Origin of the sequence: Rugamonas violacea (assembly GCF_016461825.1) — a bacterium.
In the GTDB taxonomy this organism is placed as follows: domain Bacteria; phylum Pseudomonadota; class Gammaproteobacteria; order Burkholderiales; family Burkholderiaceae_D; genus Rugamonas.
Genome location: NZ_JAEMNU010000044.1, coordinates 1 through 11,452, shown reverse-complemented (window position 1 = coordinate 11,452; position 11,452 = coordinate 1). Strand labels below are relative to the sequence as shown.

Genomic DNA, 11,452 nt, shown 5'->3' with positions numbered 1-11,452 from the left:
CCCCCCCCCCCCAAAACTCCAATGATGCAAATCAAGTCCCCGGCTCGGGACGACGAGCTCGTGCCGCTGCCGTCCGCCGCTGAGGCGCCCTAGCCGCGGCGCGCGCCAAGCGCCAGGCGCTGCTTGGCCGCGCGCGCGGCCACGGTGGCCTGGGCGGCGGGCGCGCCGCCGGTGTGGCCCTCCTCGTACAGCGTGAAGCCGCCGACGATTTGCTCCAGCGTGGCGGCCTGCTGCTGCAGCGATTGGGCCGCCGCCGCCGCTTGCTCGACCAGCGCGGCGTTCTGCTGGGTGGTGTCGTCCAGCTCGGTGATCGCCTGGTTGACCTGGCCGATGCCCAGATTCTGCTCGGCGCTGGCGCCCATGATGGCGCCGATGATGCTGGCCACCTTGTTGGTACTGGCGACGATCTGCTGCATCGTGGTGCCGGCCTCGGCCACCAGCGCGGCGCCCTTGTCGACGCTGACCACCGACTCGCCGATCAGCGCATTGATTTCCTTCGCCGCCGCCGCCGAGCGCTGCGCCAGATTGCGCACCTCGGAGGCCACCACCGCGAAGCCACGGCCCTGTTCGCCGGCGCGGGCCGCCTCCACCGCCGCGTTCAGCGCCAGGATGTTGGTCTGGAAGGCGATGCCGTCGATGACGCTGATAATGTCGACGATCTTGCGCGACGATTGCTCGATCGAGCCCATGGTCGCCACCACACTGGAAACGATGTTGCCGCCCTGGGCCGCCACGGTGGACGCCTCCAGCGCCAGTTGATTGGCCTGCTTGGCGTTGTCCTCGTTGTTCTTGACGGTGCTGGTCAGCTCTTCCATCGAGGCCGCCGTTTCTTCCAGCGAACTGGCTTGCGCCTCGGTGCGCGAGGACAGGTCCTGGTTGCCGGCGGCGATTTCGCGCGAGGCCAGCGCAATCGACTGGGTGCTGTTGCCGATTTGCTGAAGCATTTGCTGCAGGCGCTCGATAAAGGCGTTGAAACTGCTCGAAACGGCGTCGAATTCCATGCCGCCGCCGGGCGGCAGGCGCCGGGTCAGATCGGCGTCGCCGGCCGACAAGGCGTCGATGTTGCCTTTCAAAACGTCCAGACGGCGCATGACCATGCGGATGCCCAGGATGATCAGTGCCAGCATGGCGATGGCGATCGGAATCTGCACCAAGCCCAGGGTGTGCAGGATGCGGTCGCTCTGCTGGCTCAACAGATTGGTCGGCAGGCCGGTGGCCAGCAGCCACGGGCTGCCCGGAATGGTGGCGATGAACAAGGTGTGGTGCGTGCCGTCGCTGCGGTAAGTCGATTCCAGCGCGGCTTTCTCGCCCAGTTCCGGCAGCACTTTGACCAACTGCGCCGCCAGCGGCGAGCTGGCGGCCAGATCGCCGATGTTCTTCAGCACGATCTCGCTTTTGATATGGCTGCTGTTGCTGACGATCTTGCCGTCGTGTTCCAGAATCAGGATCTGGCCGTGCACCGAGGCCTCCATATCGGCCACCAGACGGTTGAAGAAGCCCAAGGTCACGTCGATGGTGGAAACACCGAACAGCTCGTTGTCCTTGTAGATCGCCATGGCGCAGTTGGTGCGCGGCTGCGGGCTGGCGTCGTCCTTGTACGCCTTGGCCCAGGCGCACTGGCCCTTGGGCGCCTTGGCGCCGCCCTGCCACCACGGCTGCTCGAAATACTTGAGCGATTCCGGCGAATTCCAGTGTGTGTTGACCTGCAACTTGCCGGCCGCGTCGCGCGCATAGAAGGTGCTGAACTTCTCCTTTTCCGGATCGCGTTTTTTGGGCAGCGGCCAGATGCCGCCGCCGAACACGTTCGGGTCGCCGTACTGGTCGACCAGGCCGGGCAGCAGGCTGTCGATCGAGGCGCTGTCCATCATCGCCACGGTCTGGGTGATGGCGCGCTGCTGCGCCTCCACCTGCTTGAGCTGCTGGGTGATCTTGACGGCGATGTTGTTGACATCATTGCCGATCAGCTCACCCTCGGCGCGTTTCAGTTCCGGCGTGACGAACAGGGCGATGGCCACCAGGGTAATGACCAGCAAGGCGAGGAAAATGGCTGAGAACAGCAGGATGAAGCGCGATTGGCTGGAACGGAAATAATCTTTCACGCGGGTCCTTTGGATGATGTGAATGCAGAGGTGGGTTTGCTGCCGACACGTGGGCCGGTTCGAACCTCGGCCCTGCATGCCGGCACCGGCATCCAAGAAGATTATGCCTGTAGGAAACTACTGTCAAACCTCAGCGCTTGCTTCTGCGCAATACGCAACACTCGCCGCCCTTGGCGCATCGACGGCCGTGTGAGGCAGGCCCCCATGCGGCTATTTGGCGAGGCCGCCGCCGACAAACATGCGCGGTGCGGCGCCGGTAAGGTAGGGGAGCCGAATCATGAAGTAGCAATACTGGCTACGCCCACGACGACGGATCGATGACGCCGATCGATTTGAAAGCCGGCCGGCAAAACAGATATCCCTGCATCAGATCGATGCCGGCATCGCGCAGGAAGTCACGCTCGGCCATGGTTTCAATGCCTTCAGCCAGCACCCGCACATTCAGATCAGCACAGATCGACAAGATACCGTTGACGATGGCTTGTTTCGGCTTGCTGGAATCGACTCCGCGCACCAATTCCATATCGATCTTGATGAGGTCGGGCTGATACTCGGACAACAGCGTCAGCCCCGCGTAGCCCGCGCCGAAGTCGTCGATAGCGGTATGAAAGCCGAATTGTTCATATGCACGGAAGATACTGACCAGATGCTGTCGGTCTTGAACTTGCTCGCCTTCGGTCACTTCGAAGATGATTTTTTCAATCGGGAAATCGTAAAGACGGGCCGCTTCGAAGGTACTGCGAATACAGGCTTCAGGCCTGTACACCGCGTTTGGCAGAAAGTTGATGGATAAGAGTTCCTGCATGCCAAGCTCGGCCGCTCCGCGGATCGCCCGCACCCGGCATGCTTGGTCGAACGAATACCGGTTGACGTCGGTGACCTGCGATAGGATTGAGTAGGCAGACTCGCCGTTCGGTCCCCGTACCAGTGCCTCATGCGCATAGATCGAGCGTGTGCTCAGCGCAATGATCGGCTGGTAAGCGAAGACGAAGTCGAGCGCCAGATTGTCTTTTTTTTTGCATTGCTCGCACGCTGCTGCGGTCTGCGGCGGATCATCCTGAGACGCTGAAATAGGTAACATTCGAAACCCCTCGCCAAATAACGCGAATCTGGAAAACTTTTATATCACGTTTTGGGCTCGCCAAGGTCTTTTCGTGCGCATTGCAGTGGGGCTGAGGCATTCATGCACATGACCTTGTTGATGCGCTGGGCCTCCGAGACGTAGGCGCTCGCCCGGACAGTCGCTGAAGCGAGGTTGGCGTTCAAGGAAGCTGTGTTCGACAAAAAACACTTCGGCATGCTTGCCGCGTATGGCGCGATCAACTACAGCGCACCACGCAGCGCCACGCTGACACTGAAGTATCGCTTCTAAAAGTATCGGTCCTGATACAGCGGACCGGCGCTTGGACGCGCCGGTCCTCATTGCAGATCCAGCCGGAACGCTTCACCCTAGCTGGATGTCGCCGTCGTATTGGCCCGTGCCACGTGCAGTTTTTTGTAGCTGTCGATCAGGCGCTCGTGTCGATCGAGCCCTTCCAGTTTCATACTCGTTGGCGTCAAGCCGAAGAAGCGCACGCTGCCGTCCATGGAACCCATCACCGCGTCCATCCGAGCGTCGCCAAACATGCGGCGGAAATTGACCGCGTAGTCGGCCAGTTCCAAGTCCTCATCCAGCTCCACCTCCAGCACCACATTCAAGGCCTGATAGAACAAGCCGCGCTCGACCGTGTTGTCGTTGTATTGCAGGAAGGCTTCCACCAGCTCCTGCGCCACCTCGAATTGCTGCAAGGCGAGGTTAATCAGCAGCTTCAACTCCATCACGGTCAATTGACCCCAGACCGTATTCTCGTCAAATTCGATGCCGATCAATGTGGCGATGTCGGAGTACTCATCGAGCTCGCTGTTCTCCAAACGCTCGATCAGTGCTTCCAGGCTGTCGTCGTCCAGGCGGTGCAGGTTCAGGATATCGGCGCGGAACGACAGCGCTTTGTTGGTGTTGTCCCAGATCAAATCTTCTACGGGATAGACTTCCGAATAACCGGGCACCAAAATACGGCAGGCGGTGCTGCCAAGATGCTCGTACACCGCCATGTAGACTTCTTTGCCCATGGCTTCGAGCGTGCCGAACAAGGTCGCGGCTTCCTCGGCATTGGAGTTCTCGCCCTGGCCGGAGAAATCCCATTCAACAAAATCGAAATCAGCTTTGGCACTGAAGAAGCGCCACGACACCACACCGCTGGAATCAATAAAGTGCTCAACAAAATTATTCGGCTCGGTCACGGCGTTGCTGACAAAGGTGGGCCGGGGCAAATCGTTCAGGCCTTCAAAACTGCGGCCCTGCAGCAATTCCGTCAGGCTACGCTCCAGCGCCACTTCCAAGCTTGGATGGGCGCCGAACGAGGCAAACACACCGCCGGTCCGCGGGTTCATCAAGGTGACGCACATCACCGGGTACTTGCCACCCAGCGAAGCATCCTTCACCAGCACCGGAAAGCCCTGCTCCTCCAAACCCTGAATGCCGGCCAGGATGCCGGGGTATTTCGCCAGCACGTCTTGCGGCACGTCAGGCAAGGCGATTTCACCTTCCAGGATTTCACGCTTGACCGCCCGTTCGAAAATCTCCGACAGGCATTGCACCTGCGCTTCGACCAGCGTATTCCCGGCACTCATGCCATTGCTGCCGTAGAGGTTTTCGACCAGATTGGAGGGGAAATACACCACCTCGCCATCCGACTGGCGCACATACGGCAGCGAACAAATACCCCGCTCCACATTGCCGGAGTTGGTGTCGTACAGATGTGAGCCGCGCAACTCGTCGTCGGGATTGTAAATTTCCAGACAATGCTCATCCAAAATTTCAGCCGGCAGCGCATCGTTGCGGCCAGGCTTGAACCAGCGTTCGTTCGGATAATGGACAAACGCCGCGTTGGCGATCTCTTCGCCCCAAAACGTACCGGCGTAGAAGTGATTGCAATTGAGGCGTTCGATGTACTCGCCCAAGGCCGACGCCAAGGCGCTTTCTTTGGTCGATCCCTTGCCATTGGTAAAACACATCGGCGAGTGCGCATCGCGGATGTGCAGCGACCACACATTGGGAATGATATTGCGCCACGAAGCGATTTCAATCTTGATGCCCAGGCCCGCCAAAATTCCCGACATATTGGCGATGGTCTGCTCCAAGGGCAGATCCTTGCCGGCAATATAGGTGCTCGCTTCAGAGGCCGGATTCAACATCAGCAAGGCCTGGGCATCGGCATCCAGATTCTCGACCTCTTCAATCACAAACTCCGGCCCGGCTTGCACCACTTTTTTCACCGTGCAACGGTCGATGGAGCGCAGGATGCCCTGGCGGTCTTTGTCGGAAATATCCGCTGGCAACTCAACCTGAATCTTGAAAATCTGCTGGTAACGGTTTTCCGGGTCAACAATATTATTCTGCGACAGGCGGATATTTTCGGTAGGAATATTGCGAGTTACGCAATACAACTTCACAAAGTAAGCCGCGCACAAGGCCGATGAGGCCAGGAAGTAATCGAAGGGGCCAGGCGCCGAGCCATCGCCCTTGTAGCGGATGGGCTGGTCGGCGATTACCGTGAAATCATCGAACTTGGCTTCCAGACGAAGCTTATCGAGAAAGTTGACTTTAATTTCCATGGGAGAATTCCAAAAATAGTGCTCAAAATGAGGTAGGCACTATCGTACAGCAAAGGCCGTGGACCGGCCCCACGCCGGCTCCCCGCGGCAACGGGCCGCTTGACGCATTGTGACAATTGTCGCATGATTGCGATGTCAGTCACATAAGAGAGTCCAGCATGTCCGTCCCGTCGATTACCGAACTGAGCCTGTTGAAGGCTTTATGGCGCCAGCAGCCCTTGAGCGCGCGCGAAATCCACGACCGCGTCGAGGAGGAACTCGGCTGGTCGTATTCGTCGACCCGCAAGACGCTCGAACGCATGTTGGAAAAGGGCATGGTCAGCCAGCAGGTGCGCCACGGCATGCAGGTCTATGAAGCGGTGCTGGAAAAGGTCGACACCCTGGCCGCCTTCGCCCACGATTTCGGCAAGCGCGTGATGGAGATCGACACGCCGCTGCCGGTGACGATGTTCACCGGCAGCAAGCTGGTCGACCAGCAGGAGCTGGCCCAGCTCGAACAATTGCTGCAACACTGGCCGGACGAGGTGGACGACACGGGCGACGCGGACGAGAGCCGATGACGGAGCTCGATGTCGCGCTGCTGCGCCTGCTGCTCGCCGCCGCAGGCTCGCTGGCGGCCGGCTGCGCGGTCTGGGCCGTGGCCGTGCTGTGCCGTCGCTGCCTGCCCGCGCTCGCCCAGCAGCGTTCGCTGTGGCTGTTGGGACAGGCGGCGGTGGCGGCGGTGTTTGTCGCCATGCTGCTGCCGACCACCGAAGGCCTGCGGGTGGTGCCCGTCATCGAGATGGGCGAGCTGGTGGCGCCGCGTGCCCCGGTGGCGTCCGCGCCGCCGCCGGCAAGCCCGGCTGTAACGGCGATGCCGGCGCCGGCGCCCGCCCCCCGGCATGCCTGGCTGCGTGATGCGGCCCGCGCCTGGCTGGCCCTGTACCTGCTCGGCCTCGGCCATGCGCTGTACCGTTGGCGGCGCGGCCAGCAACTGCTCGACGCGCTGGCCACCAGCGGCAGCCCGTTCACGGCGCCGCTAGCTCACGCCGGCTTCGCGGCGCGGGCGCACGCAGCGCTGCCGGCCGTGATCGAAGTCGAAGCGCCCATTTCTCCCATGCTCCAGGGCCTGTTCAAACCGCGCCTGCTGCTGCCGCACCATCTGCGCAATTTCGCTCCGCTACAGCAGCAGCTGATCGTCGAGCATGAATTGACGCACTGGCGCCGCCACGACCTGCGCTGGAGCGCGGCCGCCCTCGTACTGCAAAGCCTGTTCTGGTTCAATCCCTTCATGCGCATGCTGCGCGCGCGCCTGGGCTGGGCGCAGGAATTCGGCTGCGACCGCGACGTGTTGCGCGGCCGCCCGCAAAGCGAACGCAAGGCCTATGCGGCCGCGCTGGTCGCGCAACTCAAGCTGCAGCGGCACCCGACCGGCATGGCGCTGGCGTTCGGCGCCAGCGACGCGGGCAGCCACGCGCCCACGCTGGCCGCACGCATCAACCTGATTCGCACGCCAACGGCGGCGCGCGGCGGCTGGTCGCGCCTGGCCGCGTTCGGCAGCCTGGCGGCGGTGGCGGCGGCCAACCTGGCGCTGCAGCCGGCGCTCGGCTGGCATGCCGCCGACGTGCCGGACGGCCACGCCCAGTTGCTGGCGGGCGCCTGGCCGGGGACCTGGTCGGCCGCGCCGGCGCCCCTCGATTGCACGGTGATGGTCGATGCCGACAGCGGCGCCGCCCTGGTCAGCGAAGGCAGTTGCGACGCGCGCGTCACGCCGGCCTCGACCTTTAAAATTGCCATCAGCCTGATGGGCTTCGACAGCGGCGTGCTGCGCGACGAACACGCGCCTTACCTGCCTTACAAGGCCAGCTATGCGTCGCGCAACCCATCCTGGCGCCATGGCACCGATCCGGCCGGCTGGCTGCGCGAATCGATCGTCTGGTATTCGCAGCAAGTGACCTTGCGGCTGGGCGCCGCCAGCGTGCGCGGCTATGTGCAAGCGTTCGACTACGGCAACCGCGACCTGGCCAGCGTGGCCGGCATGGACGATGCGGTCGCGCTCTCCGAGCTCAGCCCCACGCTGAGGATTTCGCCGCTTGAACAGATCGTGTTCCTGCGCAAGGTGGTCAACCGTGGCCTGCCGCTGTCTGCCCACGCCTACGACATGACGACGCGCCTGCTCAAGCTCGATGCGCCGGCCAACGGCTGGGAGATCTACGGCAAGACCGGCACGGCGTCCGCGCGGCTGCCGGATGGCAGTGCGGACGAGACGCAAAATATCGGCTGGTTCGTCGGCTGGGCCACCAAGGGCGGCCGCAAACTGGTGTTCGCGCGGCTGATGCAGCACCCGGTCGGCAGCCACAACTATGCGGGCGCACAGACCCGCGACGCCTTCCTGAGCGAACTGGAGCGGCGCGCGCCGTGAACCATCTTTTTAGGACGACAGTCCGGCTGATTTGCTTCGGGCTCGTCGCGCGGCCAATGGCCGCCCCCCCCCCCCCCCCCCCACGCCCAACAGGACGATCCGGCCAGGCAGACAGTGGTCATCGCCGGCAAGAAAGAACCCGTCGTCAAGAAAATTGATAAAACCGTTTATAACGTTTCCAACATACCACGGGCGGCAAACGGTACGGCCCAGGATGTTTTGCAATCGACACCTGAGATATCGGTGTCGGCGGATGGGCAAATCTCGGTCAAGGGAAACAGCCAAGTGACGGTCTTGGTCAACGGCAAGCCGAGCGCGATCACGTCGGGCTCAAGCGATGAACGGACGGTGGCGCTGCAGACCATGAGCGGGGCCGACATCGCCAGCATCGAAGTCATCACCAATCCGTCCGCCGCCTACCATGCCAATGGCGGTGCGATCCTCAACATCGTGTTGAAGCGCAACCGCAAACCCGGCGCGCATGCGCAGGTACAGGGAAGCACCAGCGAGCAGGGGCTATGGAATGTCGGCGCGTCGGGCGATCTGAGCCGCGATAAGCTCAGCGTGCATGGCAACCTGGCGCTGCGCCATGACGGCACGCTGAAAGTCCGTCAGTCAGCAGTGGACTGGAATAATCCTCTCAGCGGACAAGGCGGACAAGGCGGACAAACCCGGCAGACGTCGGAAGTCTTCGTCCGTCGCACCGTGGAAAGCGCGGCACTGGGCATCGATTATGCGCTGAGCGAGACGGATAGCCTGAGCCTGTCGGCAGGGCATAACCAGCGCCACTCGCGTCCGCTATTCGACGTGCTCAACGAGGACCGTAGCGGGTCGGCCGAGACCATTTACCATCGTATTTCCGAAGGGCCGAACGAGCAGTCGGACCACAGCGCCAGCCTCAGTTACAGCCAGCAGGACCGTGGCACGGCGCTGAAGGCGATGCTTCAGCACAGCGCTACGCTCGGCCTGATCGACAAGTCCTACAGCGACGTTTTGGTCGAACCTGTGCGCGCCACGGGCTACAGCCACGGCGCCACCAGGTCGGCGCGCCGCCTCAGCCAGGCCACCGTCGACTGGAGCCGCGCATCCGAACACGGTCAGTGGGGCATGGGCCTCGATCTGCAGCACAAGGTCGACGACATCTACAACTACCAGGCGGCCGTCGATCATTCGACCGGCGCCGAGACTCCCGATCCGAATACGAGCAACGCTTACGCCGTGACGACCACCTTGAACGCGGCGTATGTGACCGAGCAGATCAGGTACGGGAAATGGGAAGCGCTGCTCGGTGGACGGGCCGAGCAGATGGCGCTACGCGTGAGTCCGGCACAGGGCACCATTCGAACAGCGCATTGGCGGGCGTTCAATCCCAGCCTTCATTTGCAATATGCAGTCAGCGACAACGCCGACTTGACGCTCAGTTATCGCCGCAGTCTGCAGATGCCCGATCCGCGCGATCTGAATCCCTTCAGCACCTATGTCGATGCGCAAAATTTGAGCAGCGGCAATCCCGGCCTCAAGCCGCAGCTGCTCAGTTCATGGGAAATCGGCGCCAATGCGGAAGTGCAGCACCTGAGCGGCAATGTGAGTACCTTCTACCGGACCAGCCGTGATACGGTGACCGACGCGCGCAGTTTCGCCGACAAGGTGCTGATTACTTCGAAGCTGAATGGCGGGTGGGCGCGCTCGACCGGCATCACAGCTTCCGTCGATTGGACGCCGGACACCAAGCTGCGTTTGGGCATGGATGGCGGCGCCTATCGGGTGCTGCTGCAAACGCCCGATTTGCCTGGCCTGGTGCGCCAGGACGGCATCTCGGGCTATGTGAACCTCCGGGCGGCGTACAGCGTTGGAGACGACGACGTGTCGCTCGACGCGCATATCCAGTCCTCAGGAATAACCCCGCTCGGCCGATACGGGGCGGCCAGCAGTCTGAACCTGAGCTGGAAGCGCCAATTGAGCAAGACGCTGAGCTTGACCGTCAACGCCAACGATATTTTCGATGGCAGCAAGCGCAGCTATCGGACAGACGCGAGCACATTCCGTCAGGCCGGATTCGATCACTTCGTCGCGCGGCGCATCTATGTGGGCTTGGTGAAAAAGATCGAGTGAGATGGGGGATCGCCAACAGGTCACCGTGCCGTACATCAATTGGTCGAGTACGCGCGGCTGCCCCTATCGGCCAAACCGGAACAGGACTGGTGCGCAAAAAAAGGGACGCAGCTTTGCACGGCGTCCCGATTGCTTCAGTAGTGATAGCGGCAGGCCACGACATAGACCACGCCGGATTCCGCTGCATACACCAAACGGTGCTCACGGTCGATACGGCGAGACCATAGACCTGTTAAATTTCCCTTGAGCGGCTCGGGTTTCCCGATTCCTTTGAAAGGGTCGGCTACGCAAGCGTCGATCAGATCGTTGATCTTTGCGCACTGCTTCGCGTCCTCCTTTTGCCAGTACTGGTAGTCTTCCCAGCCGTTGTCTGTAAATGCGACAGACGCTTGTTTAGCCTGCTCTTTGTTGTTTGATTTTTTGTTCGTCATTCCGGTCTAGCTCCCGAGTACGGGCCTTACCGGCTTTAAGCTGGTCGAACGATGCAAACAATCGGCTGGCGTTTTTCGGTGAACCGAGGAGATATAGCGTTTCCTCAATACTATTGAAATCCGCCAACGACAGCATGACGACGGCATCCCCGCTTTGTCGGGTGATGATCGTTGGGCTGTGATCAGTGCAAACATCGTCCATCACAGCTTTCAGTCCAGCGCGTGCCTCGCTAAAAGTTACGATGTTCATAGCAGCCTTTCATACATTTGCAGGACCATCGATGCTCTCCCGCTGGTTTCACGATTCATTTGGTTCGGTATCGTCGGTATCGTCAGATTCGATTGCTTAGGTATGACTATTGAGTTACGAGACTTCCAGTCCGACAAAATCATTGTACGTACTTGCGTACAAGTCGTCAACAATGTACGTATTTCTGTACATAGATACAATTACAGCGAATCGTGACAAACCGGACTTGGCGACCCAGCACACTGCACGAAATGCCTGATGCAGCCGGATGCCAAGCCGAGACCGCAGAGCGCTCATGATCGCGCCGCCCCTCCAGAACTTCATTGCTGAGCGAAATCATCCGGCTCGTCAGGCCACCCGGAAGGCTTTGCTGGTCCGTGGATTTGGCCGCGCAACCATTCCAATGCCGAGTCCCCCCTGTGTCAGGATAGTTGTCGCGTCATCTGATTTCTCGTAATCGTACAGGGGGCGGAGCAAAGACGGGCAGTGAAACACTATTCAGCAG

8 protein-coding genes are annotated in these 11,452 nt (G+C 61.2%); 3 read left to right on the top strand and 5 right to left on the bottom strand.

Annotation, left to right across the window (positions count from 1 at the left end):
* Positions 1–89 precede the first annotated feature (89 nt).
* The 3 genes from H7U20_RS10055 to H7U20_RS10045 all read right to left on the bottom strand — a co-directional run bounded on the left by H7U20_RS10055 (position 90) and on the right by H7U20_RS10045 (position 5,753).
* Complete coding sequence (locus tag H7U20_RS10055) at positions 90–2,099, bottom strand: methyl-accepting chemotaxis protein (protein ID WP_370593119.1); 2,010 nt, start codon at positions 2,097–2,099, stop codon at positions 90–92.
* A 295-nt stretch (positions 2,100–2,394) separates the two neighbouring features.
* Positions 2,395–3,180: an EAL domain-containing protein gene (locus H7U20_RS10050; RefSeq protein ID WP_199759022.1), complete on the bottom strand. Its 786-nt coding sequence runs from the start codon at positions 3,178–3,180 to the stop codon at positions 2,395–2,397.
* A 368-nt stretch (positions 3,181–3,548) separates the two neighbouring features.
* Positions 3,549–5,753 (bottom strand): OsmC domain/YcaO domain-containing protein, encoded by a 2,205-nt coding sequence (locus tag H7U20_RS10045; RefSeq protein WP_199759021.1) that lies wholly within the window; start codon positions 5,751–5,753, stop codon positions 3,549–3,551.
* A 158-nt stretch (positions 5,754–5,911) separates the two neighbouring features.
* Between H7U20_RS10045 and H7U20_RS10040 the strand changes: the two genes are divergently transcribed.
* The 3 genes from H7U20_RS10040 to H7U20_RS10030 all read left to right on the top strand — a co-directional run bounded on the left by H7U20_RS10040 (position 5,912) and on the right by H7U20_RS10030 (position 10,266).
* A complete protein-coding gene (locus H7U20_RS10040; protein WP_199759020.1) occupies positions 5,912–6,313 on the top strand; it encodes a BlaI/MecI/CopY family transcriptional regulator in 402 nt (133 codons plus the stop codon).
* Complete coding sequence (gene blaOXA, locus H7U20_RS10035) at positions 6,310–8,154, top strand: class D beta-lactamase (protein WP_199759019.1); 1,845 nt, start codon at positions 6,310–6,312, stop codon at positions 8,152–8,154. The genes H7U20_RS10040 and blaOXA overlap by 4 nt, the downstream gene beginning before the upstream one ends.
* Positions 8,155–8,268: 114 nt before the next feature.
* The gene (locus tag H7U20_RS10030; protein WP_199759018.1) at positions 8,269–10,266 is read left to right on the top strand and encodes a TonB-dependent receptor; all 1,998 of its coding nucleotides are present in this window, start codon (positions 8,269–8,271) and stop codon (positions 10,264–10,266) included.
* A 134-nt stretch (positions 10,267–10,400) separates the two neighbouring features.
* Here H7U20_RS10030 and H7U20_RS10025 read toward each other — a convergent pair whose 3' ends face one another.
* Together H7U20_RS10025 and H7U20_RS10020 are read right to left on the bottom strand one after the other, a co-directional pair.
* On the bottom strand, positions 10,401–10,697 hold the full coding sequence (locus tag H7U20_RS10025) for a Txe/YoeB family addiction module toxin (protein ID WP_199759017.1): 297 nt from the start codon (positions 10,695–10,697) through the stop codon (positions 10,401–10,403).
* Complete coding sequence (locus tag H7U20_RS10020) at positions 10,660–10,947, bottom strand: type II toxin-antitoxin system Phd/YefM family antitoxin (RefSeq protein ID WP_199759016.1); 288 nt, start codon at positions 10,945–10,947, stop codon at positions 10,660–10,662. Before H7U20_RS10020 ends, H7U20_RS10025 begins: the two co-directional genes overlap by 38 nt.
* Positions 10,948–11,452 lie beyond the last annotated feature (505 nt).

What these genes read in the sequence shown, in the direction of transcription:
- H7U20_RS10050 (WP_199759022.1), bottom strand. Translation starts at nt 3,180, where the DNA reads ATGTTACCTATTTCAGCGTCTCAGGATGATCCGCCGCAGACCGCAGCA.
- H7U20_RS10045 (WP_199759021.1), bottom strand. Translation starts at nt 5,753, where the DNA reads ATGGAAATTAAAGTCAACTTTCTCGATAAGCTTCGTCTGGAAGCCAAG.
- H7U20_RS10040 (WP_199759020.1), top strand. Translation starts at nt 5,912, where the DNA reads ATGTCCGTCCCGTCGATTACCGAACTGAGCCTGTTGAAGGCTTTATGG.
- blaOXA (WP_199759019.1), top strand. Translation starts at nt 6,310, where the DNA reads ATGACGGAGCTCGATGTCGCGCTGCTGCGCCTGCTGCTCGCCGCCGCA.
- H7U20_RS10025 (WP_199759017.1), bottom strand. Translation starts at nt 10,697, where the DNA reads ATGACGAACAAAAAATCAAACAACAAAGAGCAGGCTAAACAAGCGTCT.
- H7U20_RS10020 (WP_199759016.1), bottom strand. Translation starts at nt 10,947, where the DNA reads ATGAACATCGTAACTTTTAGCGAGGCACGCGCTGGACTGAAAGCTGTG.